Below are 25,572 nucleotides of genomic sequence, written 5' to 3' on the forward strand. Positions count from 1 at the left end.
TCTCAGCCCTTGGCACGGCGGCGACGACCCTGCCCGCCGCCCCCGCCGCCCGGCAGCAGACGCCCGCCGGCCGCGGCGCCGAGTCGCCTCGCGGAACCGGCGACCCCCCGGAGACCGTCGCCGGCCCCGCCGCCGAACCGGCCCCCGCCGCCACCGGAACCGCCACCGGCTCCTCCGGACGGCCGGCGGCCGCCCTCCTCGGCGGCGACGATGGCGGCCAGCGCCGTGGTGAGCGGCACGGAGGCCACCAGGCCGATCGAGCCCACCAGGGTCCGCACGACCTCCTCGGCGATCAGCTCACTCGTCGCCACGGCCCAGACGCTCTGCTGCGCCATGGTGAAGAGCAGCAGCAGCGGCATGGCGGCGCCGGCGTAGGCGAGGACGAGCGTGTTGACGGTCGAGGCGATGTGGTCCCGGCCGATCCGCAGCCCGGCCCGGTACAGCGCCGCGCGGCTCATCGAAGGGTCGGCGTGCTTGAGCTCCCACACCGCCGAGGTCTGGGTGACGGTGACGTCGTCCAGCACGCCGAGCGAGCCGATCACGAAGCCGGCCAGCAGCAGGCCGCGCACGTCGAGGTCGGGGTAGAGGCCGTGCACGAGGGTGACCTCGTCGCTGGTGAGCCCGGTCAGCTTGGAGACCTCGATGAACAGCCAGCCGAGCAGGGTGATCAGGGCGAGCGAGGCCAGCGTGCCCAGTACGGCCACGGACGTCCGGGCGGTGAAGCCGTGGCACAGGTACAGCGCCACGAGCATGATCGCGCCGCCGCCCACGACGGCCACCAGCAGCGGGTTGGACCCCTGGAGGATCGCCGGCAGCACGAAGAGCGTCAGCACCAGGAAGCTGATCACCAGGGCGACCAGTGCGGTCACCCCGCGCAGGCCGCCGACCACCACCACGGCGAGCGCGAACAGCGCGGCCAGCAGCACCATCGGGAATCCGCGGGTGCGGTCGCTGAGCGAGTAGCGCAGCGCCGGTTCGGCGTCGGGGTTGTAGGCCAGTACGACGCCCTCGCCGATCTCGTAGGGCGTGATGACCTGGTCGCTGCCGAGCGACTGGGTGATCTCCAGGCCGGTGTCGGGGCCGGTGGTGACCCGGATGGTCAGCCGGGTGCACTCGGCGTCCTCCTCGGTCGTCGTGCCCGCCCCGCCCCCGACGGATCCGCCGGATCCCCCCGAGGACGCGGAGGTGGCGGAGATGGCCGACGCGGTGGGGACGGTTGACGCCGTGAGGGCCGCGGACGCGGTGGTGCCGGTGGACCCGGTGCCCGGGTCCTGCGGGTTGGCGCCGGGGCCGATCGTCTCGGAGCAGGGCAGCTGCTCGACCCGGGTGACCTCTCCGTGCTGGATCTCCTGGTCGAACCCGAGCCCCGTGCGCTCGTGCGGGGGTGCGCCACCCGGCCAGAGCACCAGCAGGCCGATGATCACCAGGAGCAGGAAGGGCAGCAGGACGGCGGTGATCACCCGGCGGGTGTGCGCGGAGGCGGGGGTGGCCGGCCCGTGCGCGTGGGCATGACCGTCGCCGCCGGGGCCGGGGTCGTCCGGCCCGTGGCCGCCGTGTCCGTGGCCGCCTTGATCGGGCCCGCCGTGATCGTGGCCCCCTGAGCCCCTCCCGCCGGGACCCCTCCCGCCGGGACCCCGTCCCCCGGAGCCCGCCCCGCCGAAGCCCGCCCCACCGAAGCCTGCCCCACCGAAGCCCGCCCCGCCGGAGGACGGCCGGTCGGAGGACGGCCGGTCGTGTGCGGGGCCGCCGGGGCGCGGTCCGTCGGTGGGGCCGTGGCCTCCGGGGCCGCGCCCCCCAGGCCCGTATTCGCCGGGGCCGTACTCGCCCGGTCCGTACTGGCCGCCTGGTCCGTACTGGCCGCCCGGCCCGTACGGGGCCCGCCCGTACGGGTCCGGGCGGGGCCCGGCGGGCCGGTACCCGCCGCCCTGGCGCTCGCCTCCGGCCCGGTACCCGCCGGCCGGCTCGTAACCTCCCGGCCCGTGACCGCCCGGCTCATGCGCACCGGGCCCGTACCCGCCGGATCCATGTCCAGGCCCCTGCCCGGGTGGCCGCCGGTTGCCGCCGTCGCGTGCGGCGGCGGGGCCGGGAGGGGGCCGGTGTCCGGGCTCGGGAGCGTGGTGCTGCCCCTCGGGGGCCGGGCGGCGGTCGTTCACGGGGTCTCCCGGGATCGGCGGTGCTCGGGGCCGGGGGGGGCCGGGGCCGGCGGCGGGCTGCCGGCCGGCGCGGGCGTGTCGGCCCCGAGCGGGTTCTCCGACGATCATGCAGGACGCGGCGGGCCGATCCGGGGCGGACCCGCTGCCCGCGCCGCGGGCGCCACCGGCCCGGGTGCCGCCGCCCCGGTCAGGTGAGCCGGTGGACCAGGAGCCGGCCGTTGATGGTGACCCCGGCGTCCATGGCGATGACCAGGCCGTCCGCGTAGACGTACGGCGCGGTGATCTCCGGGATCTCCTCCCCGTCGGGCCCGATCAGCTCGGCCAGGTGCGGGATGGGGCTGTGGCCGTGCACCAGCCGCCGGCCCCCGTAGGCGTCGAGCAGCCGGTGCACCGCCTGCACGCCGTCCGGGCCGCGGAAGGCGAACCGCTTGGTGAGCCGCCGGAAGTGGTCCCACCAGCGGTCGGGGTCGGGCGTGGCCAGGAGCTGGTGGACGGTGTCGTTGACGGCGTCCACGGAGTCGCCGTACTCCAGGTAGGTGGTGGCGTCGGAGTGCACCAGCAGGTGGTCGTCGGCGACGGCGGCGGCGGGCAGCCGGGACAGCCAGGTGACGTGGTGGTCGGCGAGGCGCTCCATGTCGCTGGGGCGTCCGCCGTTCAGCCGCCAGCAGGCCAGGAAGGAGGTGGTTCCGGAGGCGGAGTTGATCGGGGTGTCGCCGAAGCGGTGGGCGCCGAGCAGCAGCACCTCGTGGTTGCCCATCAGGGCGCGGGCGTAGCCGCCGGCGGCGGCGGCCTCGGCCGCCAGGCCCATGACGAGGTCGATGACGCCGACGCCGTCCGGCCCGCGGTCGGTGAAGTCGCCGAGGAACCACAGGCGGGCGTTGCCGGCTGCCCAGTGGCCGGCCGCGTCGACGAGGCCGTGCGCGCGCAGTTCGGCGAGCAGCTCGTCGAGGTGTCCGTGCACGTCGCCGACCACGTAGAGCGGCCCGGTGCCCTGGCCGTCGGGGGCGGCGGGGGCGGGTCTGGGCAGGGTGAGGCGAACCGTGGGAGCGGCGGCCGCGGTGAGCGGATCCGGGGCCTGGCTCCCGGCCGGGTCCGGGGTGTGGCTCGGGCCGGGCTGTGGGCCGGTACCTGGGGCTGCGATCCGGGCGGCCCCCGGATGCGGGAGCCCGGGGAGGGGGTCCACCGGTGTCATCCGCCCATCATAGGAATCCGGAGGTGCCCGCGTCCGCAACCAGGGCACAACAGTGTTGCCAAAAGCTTCTTCCGGGGCGTGCGGGGTGGTGTCGGAGCCGACTTGGGACGGCATCGTGACGGGGCGCGGACGGTACCGGGACGGTGTGGGCCCCGGATCGGCCGACGTCCCCGACCGGCCGTCGGCCGCCCGTCACGGACTGTCGGCCACGGTTCATCGGCAGGCGGCCCTTCAGCCGATGCCGGGGGCGCGGGGCGGGCTGATGGTGGTGCGGGGCGCGCGGCGCAGCGAGGAGGCCCGGACGATGAGGTCGTGCGGGATGACCTGCCCCTGGGAGCTGCGGGGGCCGCCGCCCTCGATGGCGTCGATGAGCAGTTCCACCACGGTGGTGCCGATCAGCCGTGGTTTGAGGGAGAGGGTGGTGACCGGCGGTTCGGTGCCGGCGTAGACGTCGCTCTCGCTGCAGCAGACGATCATCAGGTCGTCGGGCACCCGGAGGCCGTAGCGGCGGGAGGCGGCGAGCAGGTCGGTGCCGTTGGGGTCGTACAGCCCGTAGACGGCGTCCGGGCGGTCGGGGCGGGCGAGCAGCCGGTCGGCGGCGACGGCGCCGGCGCGGGAGTCGTGGGCCGGGTAGGACTCGTGCACCGGCTCCTGTCCGGTGCGTTCGCACCAGTCCAGGTAGGCGCGGGTGGACTGGCGGGCGTAGGTGTCGGTGCTGGTGCCGGTGAGCAGGCCGATCCGGCGGGCGCCGGCGGAGGAGAGGTGGTCGAGGATGGCGACGACGGCCGCCTCGTGGTCGTTGTCCACCCAGGCGTGCACGGGGGAGTCGCCGGGCTTGCCGTCGCTGACCACGGGGATGCCGCGGCGGTGCAGTTCGGCGACCACGGGGTCGTGTTCGGCGGGGTCGATGACGACCGTGCCGTCGAGCGCCACGTTGCTCCACACGTGGTGCCGTGAGGAGGCGGGGAGGATGACCAGCGCGTAGCCGCGGGCGAGTGCGGCGGAGGTGGCGGCGCGGGCCATCTCGGCGAAGTAGGCGAATTCGGTGAAGGTGAACGGTTCGTCGCCGTAGGTGGTGACGGTCAGGCCGAGGAGACCGGAGCGTCCGGTGCGCAGCGTGCGCGCCGCGGCGGAGGGGCGGTAGCCGAGCCGGTCGGCCACCTCCCGGACGTGACGGCGGGTGGCCTCCGGAAGCCGTCCCTTGCCGTTGAGGGCGTCGGAGACGGTGGTGATGGAGACGCCGGCGGCCGCGGCGACATCCCGGATGCCGGCCCGTGCCAGTCGTTTGGTCGTGGGCCTGTTCGCAGCTGTCATGGCCGGACGATCGTAGAACCGCCCAGTTGGGAGAGGCCGGTTACGCCGCTCGGGTGACGAAGTCACGTTTCTGCATGAGCGATTGGCGCTGCTTTCCTTTCGATTCCGACCTGCTTGTGGCTCTTTTTCTTCGATTGAGTGCCGCAGGGTGGCGGAACCTCTTCTGTCTGATGCCGGGGGGAGGTAATTTCTCACTCGAAGGGGCGAAGGCGGCGTGTCCGCATTGACGATCGGTTTTCATATCGTCACCCAACGTGATGACGTGGCGGGGTGCTCACCCGGCCGTCCACCGGCGCCGGGGGCCCTCGGCCGTGCCCTCCGACCGGGGCGCGGCGGGGCGCCGGTGCGGCACCATGGACGGGACCCGGACCCAGCCCCGCGCCGAGACGCGGGACGTGGACGGGGACGACGACGTGGATGTGGACGAGGAGGCCCGGGTGGCGACGGAACCGGCGGAGCGCGTGTCCGAGCAGGTGGGGGCGGGACCGCGGCTGCGCGGAGTGCTGGGGACCGTGCCGGTCTACGTCCCCGGAGCGCCGCCGGCCCCGGGGCCGGACGGACGGGCGTACAAGCTGTCGTCCAACGAGAACCCCTACCCACCGCTGCCCGGCGTCACCGAGGCCCTGGTCCGGGCCGCGGGCGACTTCAACCGCTACCCGGACGCCGGCGCCACCCGGCTGTACACGGCCCTGTCCGAGCGGCTGGGCGTGCCGGCCGACCACCTGGCGGTCGGCCCCGGGGCGGTGGCCGTGCTGGAGCAGGCCGTGCGGGCGGCGGCGGGCGCGGGCGACGAGGTGGTCTTCGCCTGGCGCTCCTTCGAGGCCTACCCGATCATGGTCGGGCTGTCCGGGGCGACGCCGGTGACCGTGCCGCTGACCGCCGACGGCCACCACGACCTCGACGCCATGGCCGCGGCGATCACCCCGCGCACCCGGGCCGTGCTGGTGTGCAGCCCCAACAACCCCACCGGGACCTTCATCCCGCGCCCCGAGCTGGAGCGGTTCCTGGACCGGGTCCCCTCCGACGTGCTGGTGGTGCTGGACGAGGCGTACCGGGAGTTCGCCGCCGGACCGGACTGGTTCGACGGCGCCGAGCTGCTCGACGGCCGTCCCAACCTGGTGGTGGTGCGCACCTTCTCCAAGGCGTACGGCTTGGCCGGGCTGCGCGTCGGGTACGCGGTGGGTGCGCCGCCGGTGGCCGAGGCGCTGCGCAAGACGGCCACGCCGTTCGGCGTCACTCAGCTGGCGCAGGAGGCGGCGGTGGCGTCGCTGGCGGCGGAGGACGAGCTGCTGGCCCGGGTGGCGGCGCTGGTGGAGGAGCGCGAGCGGGTGGTGAAGGCGCTCGCGGAGCAGGGCTGGGCGCTTCCGGAGAGCCGGGGGAACTTCGTCTGGCTGGAGCTCGGGGAGCGCACCGGGGAGTTCGCGGAGCGCTGCCGGGCGGCGGGGCTGTCGGTGCGGCCGTTCGCCGGCGAGGGCGTGCGGGTCACCGTCGCCGAGTCGGCGGCGATGGACGTCTTCCTGCGGGTCGCGGCGGAGTGGCGCCGTGCCTGAGCCGGCCTGAGGCGGTAGGAAGGCGGGCATGGACGTCGAGCGTGCGGTGGAGTTCGTGCGGAACAACACCCGGGCGGTGCTGACCACCCGGCGGTCGGACGGCGGCCTCCAGCAGTCGCCGGTGCTCGCCACCGTGGACGAGGCCGGCCGGGTCGTCGTCTCCTCGGGGGAGGACCGCGCCAAGACCCGCAACCTGCGGCGCGACCCGCACATGGTGCTGTGCGTCTTCACCAGGCGGTTCTTCGGCGACTGGGTGCAGTTGGAGGGGCCGGCCGAGGTGCTCTCGCTGCCGGAGGCCGAGGAGCCGCTGGTCGACTACTACCGCCGGGTCGCCGGTGAGCACGAGGACTGGGCCGAGTACCGGCGCGCCATGCGCGAGGAGCGGCGGTGCCTGCTGCGGATGACGCCGCGCCGGGCCGCCGGTGTGATCGCCGCGGAGGGCGCCCAGCCGGCCTGACCCTCCCCCCGACCGCTCCGACTCCGCCGATTCCCCCGATCTCCCCCGATCTCCTCCGACGCCCGCCCCGCCGACCGTTCCGTCGGCGGGGCGGGCCCGTTCGTTCCCGGCGGCGTGGTGTGAGCAATCCCACGGCGGGACCGTGAGCCGCCGTCAGCGGTCCCTTTTGTGCTGGTTGGCAGTGGTTCATCCCAGCGTTGTGCGGCATTTGTCACAGTTCTCTAAGGGGACCCCCGGTTGTTCCCGCTCGGAGCCCCTCGGCATACTGCTTGTGAAAGCATTCACATTCACAAGCGGGCGGCTCCTCGGGGCCGTCCGGGTGACTAGGGTGTGGACAGAACTCGCAGAAGGCGCATAAGCGCCCGAAGCGGACGTCGCGGACAGGGCTGCCCAGCCGTGCCCGTGGCCAGGCACCACCACGAGGAGCACACACGTGGAGCAGCTCGCGCTGGACCCGCTGGTCGTCGCCCGCTGGCAGTTCGGCATCACGACCGTCTACCACTACTTCTTCGTCCCCCTGACGATCGGTCTGGCCACGATCACCGCGATCCTGGAGACCGCCTGGGTGCGCACCGGAAAGGAGAAGTACTTCCGGGCCACCAAGTTCTGGGGCAAGCTCTTCCTGATCAACTTCGCCATGGGCGTGGTCACCGGCATCGTGCAGGAGTTCCAGTTCGGCATGAACTGGTCCGACTACTCCCGCTTCGTCGGCGACGTCTTCGGCGCCCCGCTGGCCATCGAGGCGCTGCTCGCGTTCTTCCTCGAATCCACCTTCCTCGGCCTATGGATCTTCGGCTGGGACAAGCTGCCCAAGCGGTTGCACGCCGCCACCATCTGGTGCGCCGCCATCGGCACCATGCTCTCGGCCTACTTCATCCTCGCCGCCAACTCCTGGATGCAGCACCCGGTCGGCTACACCTACAACCCCGAGACCGGCCGCGCCGAACTGCACGACTTCGGGGCCATGCTCTTCCAGGACACCGCCTACAACGCCGCCTTCCACACCCTGTCCGCGGCCTTCCTGACCACCGGTGCCTTCGTCGTCGGCGTCGCCTCCTGGCACCTGATGCGCCGCCGGCACACCGCCGTCATGCGCAGCTCGCTCCGCCTCGGCCTCGCCGTCGTGGTCGTCGCCGGCTCGCTCACCGCCATCTCCGGCGACAGCTTCGGCAAGGTCATGTTCCAGCAGCAGCCGATGAAGATGGCCGCCGCCGAGGCCCTGTGGGAGACCAGCGCCCCCGCGCCGTTCTCCGTCTTCGCCTACGGCAACGTCCAGGAGGGCCACAACGAGGTCGCCCTGGAGATCCCCGGGCTGCTCTCCTTCCTCGCACACAGCGACTTCTCCACCGAGGTCCCGGGCATCAACGACCTCAACGAGCAGTACCAGGAGCTCTACGGGCCCGGCGACTACCGCCCCAACATCGCCGTCGCCTACTGGGGCTTCCGGCTGATGATCGGCCTCGGCATGACCTCCTTCGCGGTCGGCGTCGCCGGCCTGTGGCTCACCCGGCGCAGGCTCTGGCGCGACCCCGCCACCATCGCCGCCGCCGGCCGACACGACGACGTCGACCACGACGACGCCTCCGCGGCCGACCTGTGGCTCACCAGGCGCCACCGGCTGGCCGCCGGCACCGCGCTGAACCGCTGGGGCTGGCGCATCCCCGTGCTCACCCTCGCCCTGCCGCTCTTCGCCAACTCGGCCGGCTGGATCTTCACCGAGATGGGCCGCCAGCCCTGGCTGGTCTTCGGCCTGCTGCGCACCGAGGACGGCGTCTCCCCCTCGGTCAGCACCGCCACCGTGCTCACCTCGCTGATCGTCTTCACCACGCTGTACGCGGTGCTCGCCGTCATCGAGGTCCGGCTGCTGCTCAAGTACGCCAAGGCCGGCCCCACCCAGGAGCGGCCCCCGGCCAAGGACCCGGTGCTCCTCCAGCGCCGCCGCGGCAACGGCGGTCAGGGCGGCGGCACCGGCGGAGGTGGCACGGGCGCCGACGGCGACCCGGACACCGAGACGGACGCCGACGCCGACGCGGACCGCCCCATGGTCTTCGCCTACTAGGCCCACGGCGCGACCGCCTGCCCCACCTTCGTGCGAGAAGCGGAGACGACTGCCATGCAACTCCCCGACGTCTGGTTCTGGCTCATCGCCGTGCTGTGGACCGGTTACTTCTTCCTGGAAGGCTTCGACTTCGGCGTCGGCGTACTCACCCGACTCCTCGCCCGCGGCGAGAAGGAACGCCGACTGCTGATCAACACCATCGGCCCGGTGTGGGACGGCAACGAGGTGTGGGTGATCACCGCCATCGGCGCCACCTTCGCCGCCTTCCCCGAGTGGTACGCCACCCTGCTCAGCGGCTTCTACCTGCCCGTGCTGCTCATCCTGGTCGCGCTGATCCTGCGCGCCGTCGCCTTCGACTACCGGGGCAAGCGCGACGACGCCCGGTGGCGCCGCAACTGGGACCGGGCGATCTTCTTCGGCTCCGTCGTCCCTGCCTTCGCCTGGGGCCTGATCTTCGCCAACCTGGTGCGCGGCGTGCCGATCGGGCCCGACCACAACTACGCCGGTGGCCTGACCGACCTGCTCAGCCCGTACGCGCTGCTCGGCGGCGTGGTCACCCTCGCGCTGTTCACCCTGCACGGCACCGTCTTCGTCGCCCTGAAGACGGTCGGCCCGATCCGGGAACGGGCCCGCGCCCTGGCCACCCGTACGGCGCTGGTCACCGCCGTCCCCTTCGGCGCCTTCCTGATCTGGACGCAGAGCGAGCACGGCACCGCGCCGAGCCTCGGCGCGCTGCTGGTGGGCGCCGCCGCGCTGGCCGCCGCGACCCTCGCCAACCGGGCCGCCCGGGAGGGCTGGGCGTTCGTCTGGTCCGGCGTGGCCATCGTCGCCGTGGTGGCCATGACCTTCCTGACGCTCTACCCGGACGTCATGCCGTCCAGCCTGAACCCGGCCTGGAACCTGACGGTGGACAACGCCTCCTCCACCCCCTACACCCTGACCATCATGACCTGGGTGGCGGCCTTCATCACCCCCGTGGTGATCGGCTACCAGGCGTGGACCTACTGGGTCTTCCGCCGGCGGATCGGCACCCAGCACATCCCCGACGACGCCCACCCCACCGTCCCCGCGCCGGCCCAGACCCCGGCCGTCCCCACCGTCCCCGCGCCGGCCCAGACCCCGGCTGCCGCCGACCCGGCCGTCGCCGCCGACCCGGCCGCCGGCACCGACCCCACCCCCGCCACCCGATGAAGCCCATCGACCCCCGGCTCCTGAGGCACGCGCCCGCCGGACGCGCCTTCATCGCCGGAACCTTCCTGCTGGGCGTCGTGGACGCCGGCCTGGTCCTGCTCCAGGCCGCGCTGGTCGCCGGCGTCGTCACCGACGCCTTCCAGCGCGGCCTGGGCGCCGCCGACCTCACCCGCCCGCTGCTCGCCCTCGCCGGGCTGGCCGTCGCCCGCGCCGCCGTCTCCTGGCTCACCGAGGTCAGCGCCGACCGCTCCTCCGCCCGGGTCAAGTCCCAACTGCGCGCCGAACTACTGCGCCGCGCCGTCGAACTCGGCCCCGGCGCACCCGGCACCCCCGCCCCCGCGGAACTCGCCACCCTCGCCGTCCGCGGCATCGACGCACTCGACGGATACTTCGCCCGCTACCTGCCGCAGCTCGCCCTCGCCGTGGTCGTGCCCGCGGCCGTCCTGCTGCGCGTCGTCACCGCAGACTGGCTCTCCGCCGTCACCATCGCCTGCACCCTGCCGCTCATCCCGGTCTTCATGATCCTGATCGGGATGGCCACGCAGCGCACCATGGACCGGCAGTGGAACGTGCTCTCCCGGCTCTCCGGGCACTTCCTGGACGTCGTCGTCGGGCTGCCCACCCTGAAGGTCTTCGGCCGGGCCAAGCGCCAGGCCGAGGCCATCCGGCAGATCACCGACGACTACCGCCGCGCCACCATGCGCACCCTGCGCATCGCCTTCCTCTCCAGCTTCGCGCTGGAACTCCTCGCCACCCTCTCCGTCGCCCTGGTGGCCGTCGGCATCGGCCTGCGACTCGTCCACGGCGAACTCGACCTCTACACCGGCCTGCTCGTGCTCGTCCTCGCCCCGGAGGCCTACACCCCGCTCCGGCAGGTCGGCGCCGAGTACCACGCCAGCGTGGAAGGGCTCTCCGCCGCCGAACGCGCCTTCCAGGTGCTCGAAGCGCCCACGCCGCGCCGCGGCACCCGCCCGGCCCCCGAGCGTCCCGGCGCGCTCCACCTCCGGGACGTCACCGTCCGGCACCCCGGCCGCGCCACCCCCGCGCTGGACGGCGTCACGCTCACCGTGCCGGCCGGCGGCAGCGTCGCCCTCACCGGACCGAGCGGCGCCGGCAAGACCACGCTGCTGCGCACCCTGCTCGGGTTCACCACGCCCGAGCACGGCCGGATCACCGTGCAGCCCGGCACCCGAGGCCCGGCCGGCGCCATCGACCCCGCCGGCGCCACCGACCTCGCCGACCTCGACCCGGACAGCTGGCGCTCCCGCATCGCCTGGGTGCCGCAGCACCCCGTGCTCTTCGCCGGGACGATCGCCGAGAACGTGCGGCTGGCCCGCCCGGACGCCGACGACGCGGCGGTCCGCCAGGCCCTGCGCGCCGCCGGCGCCTGGGACTTCGTCGCCACCCTGCCGGGCGCCGAGCAGGCCACGCTCGGCGAGGGCGGCGCCGGCCTGTCCGCCGGCCAGCGGCAGCGCATCGCCGTGGCCCGCGCCTTCCTCGCCGACCGGCCGGTGCTGCTGCTCGACGAACCCACCGCCCACCTGGACGGCCGGACGGAGGCGGACCTGGTGGCCGCACTCCGCCGGCTGGCCGCCGGCCGCACCACCATCGTGGTCGCACACCGCCCGGCGCTGCTGGCCCTGGCCGACCGGGTGGTCACCCTGGGCGGCCCCGCCGAGGGCCCCGCCGAGGGCTCGGCCGACGGCCCCACCGCCGGCATCGCCGCCGACTCCGCCGCCGGTCGGCAGACGGCGGCCCCGGTCGGCCAGCCCGCCGCCGACCCCACCCGCACCCTGGCCTCCGCCGCCGCCCCCGTCGCACCGGCCGACTCCGACACCCCACTGGTCCCGGCCACCCCGTCGGACACCGCAACCAGCCCGGCTGCCCCGGCCCTCCGCCCGACCGACCCCACCGGGTCGAACACCGAGTCGAACAGGCCCACCCGCCGGCTGCGCGCCCTCGCCGCCCCGCTGCGCGGACGGCTCGCCCTGACCACCCTCTTCGGCGCCCTCGCCCTGGCCTGCGCGGTCGGCCTGATGGGAGTCTCCGGCTGGCTGATCTCCCGAGCCTCCGAGCAACCGCCCGTCCTCTACCTGATGATGGCCGTCACCTCCGTGCGGGCGTTCGGCATCGGCCGCTCCGTGTTCCGCTACGTCGAACGGCTCACCGGACACGACGCCACCTTCCGGATCCTCGCCGGCCTGCGCGCCGACGTCTTCCGGCGACTCGAACGGATCGCCCCCGCCGGCCTGCCCGGCTTCCGCGGCGGCGACCTGCTCTCCCGGTTCGTCGCCGACGTCGACGGCCTCCAGGACCACTTCCTGCGCTGGTTGCTGCCCGCCCGCGCCGCCGCCGTCGTCGCCCTGGCCACCTGCCTCGGTCTGGGCCTCGTCCTGCCCGAGGCCGGCCTGCTGCTCGCCGTCGGCCTCGCCGTCGCCGGCATCGCCGTGCCGCTGCTGGCCACCGCCGTGGCGGGCAGGACCGAACGCCGGATCGCGCCGGCCCGCGGCGCGCTCAGCACCGCCGTGCTCGACCTGCTCACCGGCCTGGAGGAACTCGTGGTCGCCGGCGCCGCGCCGCGCCGGCTCGCCACCGTCGCCGAGCACGACCGCGCCCTCACCCGGCTCGCCGCCCGATCCGCCGGCACCCGCGGACTCGGCGCCGGCCTCGCCACCGCCGCGCGCGGGCTCACCCTCGCCGGCTGCGCCGCCCTCGGCACCGCCGCCGTCGCGGCCGGCCGGCTCGACGGCGTGATGCTCGCCGTCGTCGTGCTCACCCCGCTCGCCGCCTTCGAGACCGTCGCCGGCATGCCCGCCGCCGCCCAGGCGCGCCAGCGCGCCCGCCGCTCCGCGGAACGCGTCTTCGAGATCGCCGACGTGCCGGCCCCGGTCCGCGAGCCGGACCGGCCGAAGCCGGCGCCCGCCGATCCGCACCCCATCCGGGTGGAGGGCCTCACCGTGCGGCGCGACGGCCGCCCCGAACCGGCGCTGCGCGGACTCGACCTCGAACTCGACCGGCGGGGCCGCCGGGTCGCCGTCGTCGGCCCGAGCGGCGCCGGCAAGACCACCCTGGCGTGGGCGCTGCTGCGCTTCCTCGAACCCGCGCAGGGCCGCATCACGCTGGCCGGAACCGACGTCACCGAACTCGACGGCGACGCCGTGCGCCGCCTGATCGGACTGTGCGCGCAGGACGCCCACATCTTCGACAGCGACCTGCGGGAGAACCTGCGGCTGGCCCGCCCCGGCGCCGACGACGCCGAACTGCGCCGGGCGCTGGCCGGCGCCCGACTGCTGGACTGGGTCGACACGCTGCCGGACGGGTTGGACACGCTGGTCGGGCAGGGCGGGGCGCGGCTGTCCGGCGGCCAGCGGCAGCGGCTGGCGCTCGCCCGGGTGCTGCTCGCCGACTTCCCGGTCGTGCTGCTCGACGAGCCGGCCGAACACCTCCCGACCAGCACTGCCGACGCGCTCACCGCCGACCTGCTGGACGCCACCGCCGCGGCCGGCCGGACCACCGTGCTGGTGACCCACCGGCTGGCCGGGCTGGTCCGCGAGGACGGCACGGCGCGGGTGGACGAGATCGTGGTGCTGGACGCCGGGGTCGTCGTGCAGCGAGGTCGCTGGGAGGACCTCGTGCGCGTGGAGGGGCCGCTGCGCAGCGCCTGGCTGCGGGAGCGCGGCGAGGGGGCGGAGGGCGCCGAGGCGGTGGTGGGAGCGGGAGAGACGGGGGAGTCCGTCGGCTCCGCGCAGCCCATGGAGTCCGTGGAGTCCGCGGGATCCGCGCAGCCCATGGAGTCCGTGGAGTCCGTGGAGCCCGCGGGATCCGTGGCTTGAGGAGCCCTTCGCGGGGGCGGGGATGCGCGCGGGCCGGCTTTCCAGCATTTCACAAGTTGCCGGCCCGCCGCGGCCCGCTTTTCCGCCGCCTGTGGATAACTCCGCCGCCCCCTTGTCTTCAGGGGTAGCGCGGGGGAGGAGTTTCCGCAAGAGGGATGAACTCTCCTGTGGATAACTCCGCCGCCCCTATTCCAGGGATAGTGGAGGTGAGAGGCTTCCCGCAAGGGGGAAAATCAAGCTGTGGATAACTCGATCGCCCCCTTGTCTCCAGGGGTAGCGTTCGGGGGCTGGTTTCGCAAGGGGGTAGGTTCGGCTGTGGACAAGTGAAGGCCCCCCTGGTTTCCAGGGATAGGCGAAAGCAGGGGATTCGCGCAAGGGGGAAATTCTGCCTGTGGATGACCTGCGCGGCCCTCCTACCGCCCCTCCTACCACCTCTCCTACCGCCCCTCCTAGCACCCGACCTACCACCCCTCCGGAAGCGAGCCCGGCCATCACCCGCGACCAAGCCCGGCCCTCCCCTCGCACGCCCACGCCCCCGCCATCACCCCACGCCGGCGCTCAGGCCCGCGCCGGCGGGCGGTAGGTCCTGCTCGGCCCAGATGATCTTTCCGGTGGCGGTGTAGCGGGTGCCCCACCGCCGGGTCAGCTGGGCGACCAGGAACAACCCCCGCCCGCCCTCGTCCGTGGTGCGCGCGTGCCGTAGCCGGGGGGCGGTGCTGCTGGTGTCGGAGACCTCGCAGATCAGGGCCACCTCCCGGATCAGCCGCAGCCGGATCGGGCCGGTCGCGTGCCGGATCGCGTTGGTCACCAGCTCGCTCGCGATCAGCTCGGTGGTGAACAGCAGCTCCTCCAGCCCCCACTGCGCCAACTGCCTGGCCACCAGCGTGCGGGCGCTCGCGACGACCGCCGGGTCGGCGGGCAGGTCCCAGGAGGACACCTGCTCCGCCCCCAGCGCCCGCGTGCGGGTCAGCAGCAGCGCCACGTCGTCCGGCGGAGGCCCCGGCAGCAGGTTCCGCACCACCGACTCGCACAACTGCTCCAGCGGCTGCTCCGGACGCGCCAGCGCCGCGCGCAGCTGCTCCAGCCCCTCCCCCAGCCCGCCGTGGCCCCTGAGCAGGCCGTCCGTGTACAGCGCCAGCAGCGTCCCCTCCGGCAGCTCCACCTCCACGGCCTCGAAGGGCAGCGTGCCGAGCCCCAGCGGCGGGCCGGCGGGCAGGTCGAGGAAGGTCACGGTCCCGTCCGGCGCCACCATCGCCGGCGGCGGATGCCCCGCCCGGGCGAGCGTGCACCGCCGGCTGACCGGGTCGTAGACCGCGTACAGGCAGCTGGCTCCCTGGACGGCGCTGATCGGCGGCTCCGGGCGGTCCCCCTCCGCCGACCCGCCCGGACCCACCGCAGCGCCGCGCCCCACCGAGGTACCTGGCCCCGTCGCAGTACCCGCCTCCGCCGATCCGCCCCCATTCGACGCCGGGGCGCCCGCTCCCGCAGCGGGCTCACCCGTCAACGCCCCCGCGCCGGACACCGCCCCCGCGCCGGACACCGCCCCCGACACCGCCCCCGCTCCCGACGTCCCCTGGCCGGACGTCCTCGCCGCCGACGGCCGGCCGGTCGGTGCGGGCGCCGCGGGCGCCGCCGGGGAGGCGGCCGGCTCCCCGGCCCGGCCCTCCCACGGGCCCTGGGACGCGCTCTCCTCCTCGGTCAGCCGGATGACCAGGTCGTCGAGGTGCGCGAGCAGTTCGTCGGGCGGGAGGTCCATGTCGGCCAGGGTGTGCACGGCCATCCGCAGCCGCCCCATGGAGGCCGCCGCGTGCATCCCGTGCCCCACGACGTCCCCCACCACCAGCGCCACCCGCGCGCCGGACAGCGGGATCACGTCGAACCAGTCGCCCCCCACGCTGTTCCGCGCCCCGGCCGGCAGGTAGCGGGAGGCGACCTCCACGGCGGCCCGGCCGGCCAGGGCGTGCGGCATCAGGCTGTGCTGCAGCGCCAGCGCGGCGGAGTGCTCGCGGGTGTACCGACGGGCGTTGTCCACGCAGACCGCGGCCCGGGCGACCAGCTCCTCGGCGAGCAGCAGGTCGTCCTCCTCGAACGGATCGGGGCGCGTCGTCCGGATGAACGTGGCCACGCCCAGGGCGGTGCCGCGGGCCCGGATCGGCGCCGCCATCAGCGAGTGCATCCCGAACCGCACCATGGCTTCCGCCCGGGCCGCGTCCTCCTCCAGCCACGACCGGGTACCGCTGTCGGCCGCCAGTTCCCGGACCAGGACCGGCTCGCCGCGGATCAGGCACCGCGCGGTGGGGGAGGAGGCCGGGAAGCCCACCGGTTCCCCCACCTTCACCACCGCCTCCGGGCACCCCGGTCGGACGGACCGGTGCGCCACCCGCCGCATGGCCGGGGGCTGGCCGCTGTCCGCCGCGGGATCCGGCTCGTCCCCGCGCAGCACCGACTCCAGCAGGTCGACGGCGCAGAAGTCGGCCAGCCGGTCCACGGTGACCTCGGTCAGCTCCTCCGCGGTCCGCCGGACGTCGAGGGTGCTGCCGATGCGCGCGCCCGCCTCGTTGAGCAGCGCCAGCCCTTCCCGGGCCCGCCAGCGGTCGGTCACGTCGACGACCAGGTAGCACACCCCCAGCACCCCGCCGGAGGCGTCGTCGAGCCGGAAGAACGAGCCGGAGAAGGCGCGCTCCCGGTCCGGATCCGCCTGGGTGCGCCCGCGGTACTCGTAGTCCACCAGCGGTGTGCCGGTCCGCAGCACCTCCCGCATCCGGGCCTCGATCTGCTCGGCCGCCATGCCCGGCAGGACCTCGCCCAGTCGCCGTCCGACGCGCTGCTCCCGCGGCACGCCACCGGCGCGTTCCAACTCGTCGTTCAGCCAGACGAACCGCAGCTCCGGGTCGACCACGGCCATGCCGACCGGTGAGCGGGTGAGGAACTGCTCCAGCATGGAGCGGCTCGCCACCCACCACGGAGTCCGCCCGGCCTCGGTGACCAGGACCACCCACCTCGGGCGCCGCCGGTCGGCGCCGAGCAGCCCGGAGACGCGCAGGCCCACGTGCATCCAGTGGCCGTCCCGATGCCGCACGGTGGCCATGCCGCCGAAGCCGTCCCCCGCCGCCTCGCGGTCCCGCGCCGCCAGTTCCCACCACGCCCGCGCCCGCTCGGCGAAGCTCACGCGGGACTCCCGATCCGCCAGGAGCGTCATCGCCGGCCGCCCCACCACCTCGGCGGGGGCGTATCCGACGAGCTCCTGCGCGGCCCTGGTCCAGCCGACCACCACTCCGTCCTCGCCCACCACCACCGCGGCCGTCCGGACGAAGTCGGGTGGCTCGGACCGTGCGCTCGGGGGAGCTTCTTCGGAACCGGCCATCGCCTGCCCATCAGTGAGAGATGTCCCTTTATGTTACGTCTGTGTTGGTTTCGTGGCGTGTACTGGGAGTCCGCGCGTGAATCGCCCGGCACGCACCGGCACCTCGCGCCGCCAAGCCCCGGGGCCGCGCCCGCCAACACGACGAAAACCGGCCACCCCACGGCGTCAGCGCTGGCCAGGGCGGTGGGCAGGCTACTGTGACGCCATGGCGGTAGCTGGTCACGACCAGGGCAGGGGCCAGGGAGAGGACCGGGGCCACGACCGGCCGACCGGCCCGACCGACCACCCCGGCCCCGGCGGCTCGGAGGCCCGTCGTCCGGGCGGCGGCCGGTACGCGGGTGGCATCGGCGAACTGTTCACCACCCCCACCGACGCCCCCGGCCCGCCCACCAGCCCTGCGAACGCCCTTGACACCCCCGGCACCCCCGGCCTCGCCTCCTCCCTCCCCGGCCTCGGCTCCCTCGGCCTCGGTTCGCTGGGCCTCGGCTCACTGGTCGAGGAGGTCCTCGAACGGCTCAAGGGCGCCCTGGACGTCACCGGCCGCATGCGGCTGCTGCTCGAAGCGGTCGTCTCCATCGGCTCCGACCTGGAACTGCGCGGCATGCTCCGCCGCATCGTGGAGACCGCCGTCCACCTCTCCGGCGCCCGCTACGGCGCCCTCGGCGTGCTCTCCCCCGACGGCGACTCCCTCTCGGAGTTCATCCACGTCGGCATCGACGAGGCCACCGCCGCCGCCATCGGCGAACTCCCGCAGGGCAGGGGCGTGCTCGGCGCGCTGATCGCCAGCCCCATGGCGATGCGCATACCGGACATCTCCCGGCACCCGCAGTCCTACGGCTTCCCCCCGGGCCACCCGCCGATGCACTCCTTCCTCGGGGTGCCGGTACGGCTCGGCAACGCCGTCTTCGGCAACCTCTACCTGTCCGAGAAACAGGGCGCCAGCGAGTTCACCACGGAGGACGAGCACCTCGTCCAGGCGCTCGCCGTCTCCGCCGGGGTGGCCATCAGCAACGCCCGGCTGTACGAGTCGGCCCGCCGCCGCGAGCACTGGATCTCCGGATCCGCCGCCGTCACCACCCGCCTGCTCTCCGAGGAGGACGCCGAGCAGGCGCTGACCGTCGTCGCCGACCAGGCGCGCCAGCTCGCAGACGCCCGCGCCGGGATCGTGCTGCTCACCGAGCCGGACGGCAGCCTGGTGGTGCGCGCCGCCTGCGGGGAGGGCCTGCACGGCGCCGAGGGGGCCGAACTGCCCGCCCGCAGCGACGCGGCCCGCCGGCTGCGCGCCGGCGAGACGGTGTTCCTGCCGGACGCGTCGCCCCGCGCCCCGCTGATGACCACCGACCTGCTGGACCCCCTCGGCCCCGTCATGATGGTGCCGCTGACCAGCGGCGACGAGGTGCTCGGGGCGCTCGCCGTGGGCCGCGACCCCGGCCGGGCGGCGTTCACCGCCGAGGAGCAGCGGCTCGCCGCCAGCTTCGCCTCCCAGGCCGCCCTGGCCCTGCGGCTCGCCGAGGCGCAGCGCGGCCGGGACCGGCTGGCGGTGCTGGAGGACCGCGACCGGATCGCCCGGGACCTGCACGACGTGGTGATCCAGCGGCTGTTCGCCACCGGCATGCAGTTGCAGGGCGCAGCGCGGGCGGCCACCGACCCCGACGTGGTGGCCCGGGTGGACCGCGCCGTGGACGAGCTGGACGCCACCATCCAGGACGTGCGCACCGCGATCTTCGCCCTCCAGCACGAGCCGGAGGCGGCCGAGGCCGGCCTGCGGGCCCGGGTGCTGCGGGAGGCGGGCGCCGTCACGGTGGCCCTGGGCTTCGCCCCCGCGGTGCGCTTCGTCGGCCCGGTGGACGCCAGGGTGCACGACCCGGTGGCCCGCAACCTGCTGGCCGTGCTGCGCGAGGCGCTCTCCAACGCCGCCCGGCACGCCCGCGCCACCGCCGTGGAGGTGTCGGTGGAGGTGGCCGGCGACGCGGTCACCCTCACCGTCACCGACGACGGCGTCGGCCTGCCCGACGGGCTGTCCCGCCGCAGCGGGCTGGCCAACATCGTGCGCCGCGCCGAGGCGCTGGACGGCACCGCCGAGATCGGTACCGCGCCGGGGCCGTCCGCGGGCCGCGTCGCCGCCGCCCCGGAGGAGCCCGCCGCCTCCGAGGGTCCCGCCGCCTTCGAGGGGCCCGCCGCCTCCGAGGGGCCCGCCACCGCTCCCGAGGGGCCCGCCGCCGCGTCCACGCCGGGGGCGGACGCCGTCGACCGGCCCGGCGCGCGCCCCGGCACCCGGCTGTGCTGGCGGGTGCCGCTGCACGACTGAGGCCGAGGGGGGAGGGCCGATCCGGCCGGAATAACTGGGGCGCGGCGGTGTTGTCCGCTGACATGAAGGCGATCACCTACACGGACAACGGCGGCCCCGAGGTCCTGCGACTGACCGACCGTGCACTGCCCGAGCCCGGCCCGGGAGAGGTACGGGTGCGGATCCACGTCTCCGGGGTCAACCCGACGGACTGGAAGGCGCGCCAGGTGGCGGTCCCGGGCTTCCCGCGGTTCCCCGAGCAGGTGCCGAACCAAGACGGCTCCGGCGTGATCGACGCGGTCGGCCCGGGCGGGGACGCCGGCCGGGTCGGCGAGCGGGTCTGGGTGTGGGAGGCGGCCTGGCGGCGGGCCGACGGCACCGCCCAGGAGTACGTGGTGCTGCCGGAGCGGCAGGCCGTGCCGCTGCCGGACGGCGCCTCCTTCGAGCTCGGCGCCAGCCTCGGCATCCCGGCGCTGACCGCGCACCGCGCGCTGACCGTGCTGGACGGCGGCCCGACCCGGCTCGCCCCGGGCGCCCTCGCCGGCCGGACCGTGCTGGTGGCGGGCGGCGCCGGAGCCGTCGGCAACGCCGCCATCCAGCTGGCGCGCTGGGCCGGCGCCGAGGTCGTCACCACGGTGAGCGGGCCGGAGAAGGCCGAACTGGCCACCGCCGCCGGCGCCCACCACGTGGTCAACTACCGGACCGAGGACGCCGCCGAGGCGATCAAGCGGGTGGCGCCGCGCGGCGTGGACATCGTGGTGGAGGTCGCGCCGGCGGTCAACACCGCGCTGGACGCCGAGGTGCTGGCGCCGGGCGGGGTGGTGGCCGTGTACGCCAACGACGGCGGGAACGAGATGGGCATCCCCCTGCTGCCGGCCATGTTCGGCAACCTGAGCTGGAAGTTCGTGCTGGTCTACACCGTGCCCGAGGAGGCCAAGCGGGCGGCCGTGGCCGACGTGGGCGCCGCCGTCGCGGCGGGGGCGCTGCGCGCCGGCCGGGAGGCCGGCCTGCCGCTGCACCGCTACCCGCTGGAGAAGACCGCCGACGCCCACGCGGCCGTGCAGGGCGGCGCCGTCGGCAAGGTGCTGATCGACGTGGCGCGCGACTGAGGCCGTCCACCCTCGCGCGGGCCCTCGCCCGCCGGCCCGCGGGGCCGCGGGGCCGCGGGGCCGCGGGGCCGCCACCGGGACGACCGGCGGCGGCCCCGCGCGCCGCTCACCCCACGGAGCCGTCCGGGCCGCTTCCTGCGGAGCCGTACGCCCGGGTTCCGCCGGAGCCGGCCGCCGCGCCTTCGCCGGAGCCCGCGCCGGTCCGCGAGAGGAGCACCTCGATGCCGTCGAGCAGCCGCTCCAGACCGAACTCGAACAGGCTGTCGAGATCGAGGGCGTCGTCCGGCAGGTCGATGAAGGAGGCGTACATCGGGTACGCCCCCGAGGAGACCACCTCGGTGAACACCGGGTCCATGTCCCGCATCCACTCCTGGCCGGTGATCCCGGTCGCCCGCTGCGCCTCGGCCTCGGTCTCCAGGCCCACGGCGACGCCGCGCACGTAGCTCACCGTGGTGACCGAGACGTGCATCACCGTGCGCGGGTCGACGGGCGGGAAGGACGCCATCCCCCACTCGATCAGCGTCATGCCGTTCGGCGTCACCGCCGGCCTGGTCAGTGACAGCAGCGTGGCCACCCACGGATGCCGCCGGTAGAGCGACCACTGGATCCGTGCGCACTGCTCCAACCGGTCCCGCCAGTGCTGCGGCCCCGGCTGGGGAAGCTCCGCCTCACCGAAGACGGCGTCCATCATCAGCGCGAGCAGCTCCTCCTTGGACTCCACGTAGCGGTACAGCGACATGGTGGCGACGCCCAGTTCGGCCGCGATCCGCCGCATGGACAGCGTCGTCGACCCCTCCGCGTCGGCGATCTCGATCGCCGTGCGCACCACGCGTTCCCGGGTGAGCGCGTTGTCCGCCGTGCCACCGGTGGTGTGCCGTCTGGTGGTCGCTCGTGCCGGCGCCTCCGCGACGGCGGCCGTGGGTGCGGCCCCGGTCGGGGGCGCGGCCGGAGGCATGTCGGATCCGGCGACCACCGTGCCGATTCCGGGCACCGCGAGCACCAGCCCCTGCTGACGCAGCGTGGTCAGCACCTTGGTGGCGGTCGCCATCGCCACGCCCCACTCCTCGACGATCCGCCGGGTGGAGGGCACCCGGTCGCCCGGGCGCAGTTCCCCGGCGTCGATGCGCGCGCGGATCTCGTTGACGATCCGGAGGTAGGGCGGTTCGGTTCGCGCGACGGGTCCGGCCATCGACGCCTCCCTCGTGGGCTGTCGCGGAGCGGTGAACTAGTGCACCGACGCGACCGAGGCTAGCAGCCGCCGCTGGTCAGCGGTGTCCTCCGGACCGCGACCCCGCCCGACACCTAGTGCACTAGCCTAGTGCACTAGTGCATGAGGGGCGATCGATCCCCCAAGAACCCCTGCAAGTCCAGTGTTTTCCCGCCTTGGTGTGCGTGGGTGCCATGCCTTACTGTGTACGCGTCGCTCGTTCTCGTACGCTGTACACGAAACAGGGGGTGTGTCCGCATGCACGCGGAGACGACGGACACCCAGGGAGCCAGAGCCGGCAGGCGGGAGTGGATCGGGTTCGCGGTCCTGATGCTTCCCCTGCTGCTGGTCTCCATGGACGTGTCGGTGCTCTACTTCGCCGTCCCGTTCATCACCCAGGAGCTGGAGCTCAGCGGCACCCAGCAACTGTGGGTCTTCGACATCTACGGCTTCGTCCTGGCCGGACTGCTGATCGCCATGGGGGCGCTGGGCGACCGCATCGGGCGCCGCCGGCTCCTGCTGATCGGCGCCACCGCCTTCGGCGCGGCGTCCCTGCTCGCCGCCTACGCCGGCGACGCCTCCACGCTGATCGCGGCCCGCGCCCTGCTCGGCATCGGCGGGGCGACCCTGATGCCGTCCACGCTGGCGCTGGTCCGCAACATGTTCCACGACGCCAGGCAGCGCGGCACGGCCATCGCCATCTGGTCGGCCGTGATGACCGGCGGCATCGCGATCGGGCCGGTGCTCAGCGGCCTGCTGCTGGAGCGCTTCTGGTGGGGCTCCGTCTTCCTGGTCAACATCCCGGCGATGGTGCTGCTGCTGGTGCTCGCGCCGATGCTCGTCCCGGAGTTCCGCAATCCCAGGGCCGGCCGCTTCGACCTGCTCAGCGCGGTGCTCTCGCTCGCCACCATCCTGCCGGTGATCTACGGCATCAAGGAGCTGGCCAACCACGGCTTCGAGCCGGTGCCGGCGGGGAGCATCCTGGTCGGCCTGGCCGTCGGCGTCCTCTTCGTCCGCCGGCAGCGCCGCCCGGGCGCGCTGATCGACCTCGAACTCTTCCGGCGCCGGGCCTTCAGCGGGGCCATCGCCATGAACCTGCTCGGCATGTTCGCCACCGTCGGGTTCGCGATCTTCAGCACCCAGTACCTCCAGTCCGTGCTCGGCATGAGCCCGCTGCGGGCCGCGCTGTGGAGCCTGCTGCCCACGGTCGTGGTCGGCGGCATGGCGCCGCTGGCCGCCGCGCTGGCCCGCCGGTTCGACCGGGCGTTCATCATGTCCGCCGGGTTCCTGCTCGCCGCCTGCGGCTTCTGGTCGCTCACCCGGGTCGAGCCCGACTCCAGCCTGTGGGGCATCATGATCGGCGCCAGCGTGTACGCCGGTGGCCTGATCATCGTGATGTCGCTGGTCACCGACATGGTGATGGGCCTCGCCCCGCCGGAGCGGGCGGGCAGCGCCTCCGGCCTGCTGGAATCCGGCACCGAACTCGGCGGCGCCCTCGGCATGGCCCTGCTCGGCAGCCTCGGTGACGCCGTGTACCGCCGGCAGGTGACGGACGCGGTCGAGGACATGCCGGCCGGGCTGCCGCCCGAGGCCGCCGAGGCGGCCCGGGAGACCCTCGGCGGCGCGATCGCCGTGTCCGAGCAGCTGCCGGGCGCCCTCGGCGACGCCGTCACGCACGCCGCCCGGGAGGCCTTCACCAGCGGCATGCACGCCGCCGCGATCGGCGCCGCCGCGCTGATGGTGGTGGCCGCCGTCCTCTCCACGGCCCTGCTGCGCGGCGCCCGCCCGGGCACCCCCGACCCCGAGGGCCGGAAGACCCCCTCGGACGCCCCCGCCCCCACCACCGCCCCGGCCCGCTGACCCGGGCCTTCCGAGCCATCGGGGGGTGCCGACGACCGTCGGCACCCCCCGACGCCCCCTCCACCCGCGGCCCCGCCTCACCTCCCGGCGCGGAAGTACCGGTTCGCCTCCGGCCGGAACGCGCACACGATCGCGGCCACCACCGCCACCACGTGCACCACACGGCTCACCACGAACAGCACCCACACCGCGTCCGCGCCCGCGAACGCGTCACCCACCGAGTTCCCCTCGGCCAGCCAGGTGACCGGCTCGATCAGCAGCGACGCCATCCCCACAGTGCCCAGCAGCGCCGCCAGACCGATCCGCGCCCAGTTCCTCCCCGCCCGCATCCGCAACACGACGGCGACCAACACCGCGTAGACCGTCAGCCGGAACGCCACCGGACCCACCAGCCCGCCGGCGCCGGCCGAGTCCGTGGCGAGGGCGTCCACCACGGCCAGGACGGTGTCGAAGACCCCGGCCCCGATCGCCGTGAGCCACCACAGGGAACTGGCGCGGACCGCTCCCGGCACCCCCGTACCCCCGCCCGCCGCACCCGGGGACGAGATGGCAACCGACTCGCGCACTGACGACATGACAGACCCCGCTCGCAATCGACGAATCCAGACCTGCCGTCAGTTCTATGCCCGCCCACAACCCCAGGTCAGCGCGGCAAACCCCCGAACCACCGTAGGGACAACCCCCGCACCCGTACCCCCACCGGCCCCAGCGCGCGCGTGGCGGGAGATGGCGGTGCCGAGATCCGGTGTGCGGGCGGCGCGTTCAGCCAAGCCCACGCGCGCGGATCATCTCCAGAGTCTCGGCACACAGGGAGACGCTGGTGGTGACGCGGGGCTTGCCCGGGTGACCGCTCTCCATGCCAACACAGCATCGTGCATCCTGTGTGAGGCGGTAGGGCGATCGGGGTCACGCGTGCGGGGGCGGTCGAGCGGTGGTTCCGGGCACTCGCCCATAGAGTCGACGGCATGCGCCTGAGCACCGTGATCCTCCCGATCCACCGCCGGCCCGAACTGGTGGACGTGTGGCGACGGGCTGAGGACCTCGGCGTGCACACCGCCTACACCTACGACCACCTGTCCTGGCGCAGCTTCCGGGACGAACCCTGGTTCGCCACCATCCCCACGCTCACCGCCGCCGCCATGGTCACCGACCGCATCCGGCTCGGCACCATGGTCATCTCGCCCAACTTCCGCCACCCCGTCACCCTCGCCAAGGACCTCCTCTCCCTGGACGACCTCTCCGAGGGCCGGCTCACCATCGGCATCGGCGCGGGCGGCACCGGCTTCGACGCCACCACCCTCGGCCAGGAACCCTGGACCCCGCGGGAACGCGCGGACCGCTTCGCCGAGTTCGTGGCCCTCCTCGACCGGCTGCTGCGGGAACCCGTCACCACCCGGACCGGCCGGTACTACACCGCCCACGAGGCCCGCATGCACCCCGGCTGCATGCAGCGGCCGCGCCCCCCGTTCGCCATCGCCGCCACCGGCCCGCGCGGACTCGCCCTCGCCGCAGCCCACGGCCAGGCCTGGGTGACCTTCGGCGACCCCTGGCGGCGCGAGGACGCGGACCTGGCCGGCCGGCTCGACGCCGTCGCCGCGCAGGCGGCCCGGCTCGACGCCGCCTGCGCCGACGCCGGCCGCGACCCGGCGACCATCCGGCGCGTCCTGCTCACCGGCGTCGGCACCCCCGCCCCGCTGCACGACCCCGGCGCCTTCCGCGACTTCACCGCCCGGGCCGCCGCCATCGGCGTCGACGAGATCGTGGTGCACTGGCCGGTGCCCGACTCCGTCTTCGCCGTGGACGAGGCCGCCTTCATCCGCTCGGTGACCGCCGCCATCGACGCCACCGCGACGGGCGCCACCGCGACGGGTGCCACCGGCGCCACCGGCCACGACACCGCCGGAACGGAGCGGCCTTGACCTGACCCTGACCACGGCAGGAGCCCGCATGGTCCTCGCGGACGACACGCTTCGGCACTCCCGGGGGACGCCACAGT

Annotated in this window: 15 protein-coding genes; 9 read left to right on the top strand and 6 right to left on the bottom strand. The window is 74.7% G+C overall.

The genetic code is table 11. The features are described 5' to 3' along the window. Window positions 1-2 precede the first annotated feature (2 nt). The 3 genes from FHU37_RS12025 to FHU37_RS12035 form a co-directional block, all read right to left on the bottom strand. Window positions 3-1,457, bottom strand: a complete 1,455-nt coding sequence (locus FHU37_RS12025) for a YibE/F family protein (protein ID WP_446680300.1) — start codon at window positions 1,455-1,457, stop codon at window positions 3-5. A gap of 883 nt (window positions 1,458-2,340) precedes the next feature. Next, entirely contained in the window at window positions 2,341-3,345 is a 1,005-nt protein-coding gene (locus FHU37_RS12030) for a metallophosphoesterase (protein WP_246449818.1), read from the bottom strand. A gap of 231 nt (window positions 3,346-3,576) precedes the next feature. Then, a complete protein-coding gene (locus tag FHU37_RS12035) occupies window positions 3,577-4,659 on the bottom strand; it encodes a LacI family DNA-binding transcriptional regulator (RefSeq protein ID WP_179814187.1) in 1,083 nt (360 codons plus the stop codon). Window positions 4,660-5,012: 353 nt separating this feature from the next. Between FHU37_RS12035 and FHU37_RS12040 the strand changes: the two genes are divergently transcribed. From FHU37_RS12040 to cydD, 5 genes are all read left to right on the top strand, one after another. Further along, the gene (locus tag FHU37_RS12040) at window positions 5,013-6,209 is read left to right on the top strand and encodes a histidinol-phosphate transaminase (RefSeq protein WP_179814188.1); all 1,197 of its coding nucleotides are present in this window, start codon (window positions 5,013-5,015) and stop codon (window positions 6,207-6,209) included. Window positions 6,210-6,237: 28 nt separating this feature from the next. After that, complete coding sequence (locus tag FHU37_RS12045; protein ID WP_179814189.1) at window positions 6,238-6,666, top strand: PPOX class F420-dependent oxidoreductase; 429 nt, start codon at window positions 6,238-6,240, stop codon at window positions 6,664-6,666. Window positions 6,667-7,099: 433 nt separating this feature from the next. Next, window positions 7,100-8,725 (top strand): cytochrome ubiquinol oxidase subunit I, encoded by a 1,626-nt coding sequence (locus tag FHU37_RS12050; protein ID WP_179814190.1) that lies wholly within the window; start codon window positions 7,100-7,102, stop codon window positions 8,723-8,725. A 54-nt stretch (window positions 8,726-8,779) separates the two neighbouring features. Beyond that, the gene (gene cydB / locus FHU37_RS12055) at window positions 8,780-9,916 is read left to right on the top strand and encodes a cytochrome d ubiquinol oxidase subunit II (protein ID WP_179814191.1); all 1,137 of its coding nucleotides are present in this window, start codon (window positions 8,780-8,782) and stop codon (window positions 9,914-9,916) included. Continuing rightward, on the top strand, window positions 9,913-13,749 hold the full coding sequence (cydD, locus tag FHU37_RS12060; protein WP_179814192.1) for a thiol reductant ABC exporter subunit CydD: 3,837 nt from the start codon (window positions 9,913-9,915) through the stop codon (window positions 13,747-13,749). The genes cydB and cydD overlap by 4 nt, the downstream gene beginning before the upstream one ends. Before the next feature lie 541 nt (window positions 13,750-14,290). Here the strand turns inward: cydD and FHU37_RS12065 are convergent. After that, the gene (locus tag FHU37_RS12065; protein WP_179814193.1) at window positions 14,291-17,113 is read right to left on the bottom strand and encodes a SpoIIE family protein phosphatase; all 2,823 of its coding nucleotides are present in this window, start codon (window positions 17,111-17,113) and stop codon (window positions 14,291-14,293) included. A 205-nt stretch (window positions 17,114-17,318) separates the two neighbouring features. Here FHU37_RS12065 and FHU37_RS12070 point away from each other — a divergent pair, with 205 nt between their 5' ends. Both FHU37_RS12070 and FHU37_RS12075 read left to right on the top strand, forming a co-directional pair. Beyond that, on the top strand, window positions 17,319-19,421 hold the full coding sequence (locus FHU37_RS12070; protein WP_179814194.1) for a GAF domain-containing protein: 2,103 nt from the start codon (window positions 17,319-17,321) through the stop codon (window positions 19,419-19,421). A 62-nt stretch (window positions 19,422-19,483) separates the two neighbouring features. Next, complete coding sequence (locus FHU37_RS12075; protein WP_179814195.1) at window positions 19,484-20,509, top strand: NADPH:quinone reductase; 1,026 nt, start codon at window positions 19,484-19,486, stop codon at window positions 20,507-20,509. Window positions 20,510-20,615: 106 nt separating this feature from the next. Here the strand turns inward: FHU37_RS12075 and FHU37_RS12080 are convergent, their stop codons facing one another. Beyond that, window positions 20,616-21,698 carry a TetR/AcrR family transcriptional regulator C-terminal domain-containing protein gene (locus FHU37_RS12080; protein WP_179814196.1) on the bottom strand — a complete coding sequence of 361 codons (1,083 nt, stop codon included), beginning with the start codon at window positions 21,696-21,698 and terminating at the stop codon, window positions 20,616-20,618. A gap of 276 nt (window positions 21,699-21,974) precedes the next feature. On the opposite strand from FHU37_RS12080, the gene FHU37_RS12085 reads away from it, so the two are divergent. Further along, window positions 21,975-23,576, top strand: coding sequence for an MFS transporter (locus tag FHU37_RS12085; RefSeq protein ID WP_246449831.1), 1,602 nt, complete (start codon window positions 21,975-21,977; stop codon window positions 23,574-23,576). 77 nt (window positions 23,577-23,653) lie between these two features. Here the strand turns inward: FHU37_RS12085 and FHU37_RS12090 are convergent, their stop codons facing one another. Continuing rightward, window positions 23,654-24,088 (bottom strand): hypothetical protein, encoded by a 435-nt coding sequence (locus tag FHU37_RS12090; RefSeq protein WP_179814197.1) that lies wholly within the window; start codon window positions 24,086-24,088, stop codon window positions 23,654-23,656. A 453-nt stretch (window positions 24,089-24,541) separates the two neighbouring features. Here FHU37_RS12090 and FHU37_RS12095 point away from each other — a divergent pair, with 453 nt between their 5' ends. Beyond that, window positions 24,542-25,495, top strand: a complete 954-nt coding sequence (locus FHU37_RS12095) for an LLM class flavin-dependent oxidoreductase (RefSeq protein ID WP_179814198.1) — start codon at window positions 24,542-24,544, stop codon at window positions 25,493-25,495. The last annotated feature ends 77 nt before the right edge of the window (window positions 25,496-25,572 follow it).

It is taken from the genome of Allostreptomyces psammosilenae (genome assembly GCF_013407765.1).
Taxonomy (GTDB): Bacteria; Actinomycetota; Actinomycetes; order Streptomycetales; family Streptomycetaceae; genus Allostreptomyces; species Allostreptomyces psammosilenae.

Excerpts from the sequence above, each read along its gene's own strand:
- FHU37_RS12095 (WP_179814198.1), top strand. The coding sequence starts at position 24,542 with ATGCGCCTGAGCACCGTGATCCTCCCGATCCACCGCCGGCCCGAACTG.
- cydB (WP_179814191.1), top strand. The coding sequence starts at position 8,780 with ATGCAACTCCCCGACGTCTGGTTCTGGCTCATCGCCGTGCTGTGGACC.
- FHU37_RS12035 (WP_179814187.1), bottom strand. The coding sequence starts at position 4,659 with ATGACAGCTGCGAACAGGCCCACGACCAAACGACTGGCACGGGCCGGC.
- FHU37_RS12070 (WP_179814194.1), top strand. The coding sequence starts at position 17,319 with ATGGCGGTAGCTGGTCACGACCAGGGCAGGGGCCAGGGAGAGGACCGG.
- FHU37_RS12080 (WP_179814196.1), bottom strand. The coding sequence starts at position 21,698 with ATGGCCGGACCCGTCGCGCGAACCGAACCGCCCTACCTCCGGATCGTC.
- FHU37_RS12030 (WP_246449818.1), bottom strand. The coding sequence starts at position 3,345 with ATGACACCGGTGGACCCCCTCCCCGGGCTCCCGCATCCGGGGGCCGCC.
- FHU37_RS12085 (WP_246449831.1), top strand. The coding sequence starts at position 21,975 with ATGCACGCGGAGACGACGGACACCCAGGGAGCCAGAGCCGGCAGGCGG.
- FHU37_RS12045 (WP_179814189.1), top strand. The coding sequence starts at position 6,238 with ATGGACGTCGAGCGTGCGGTGGAGTTCGTGCGGAACAACACCCGGGCG.
- FHU37_RS12075 (WP_179814195.1), top strand. The coding sequence starts at position 19,484 with ATGAAGGCGATCACCTACACGGACAACGGCGGCCCCGAGGTCCTGCGA.
- FHU37_RS12040 (WP_179814188.1), top strand. The coding sequence starts at position 5,013 with ATGGACGGGACCCGGACCCAGCCCCGCGCCGAGACGCGGGACGTGGAC.
- FHU37_RS12065 (WP_179814193.1), bottom strand. The coding sequence starts at position 17,113 with ATGGCCGGTTCCGAAGAAGCTCCCCCGAGCGCACGGTCCGAGCCACCC.
- cydD (WP_179814192.1), top strand. The coding sequence starts at position 9,913 with ATGAAGCCCATCGACCCCCGGCTCCTGAGGCACGCGCCCGCCGGACGC.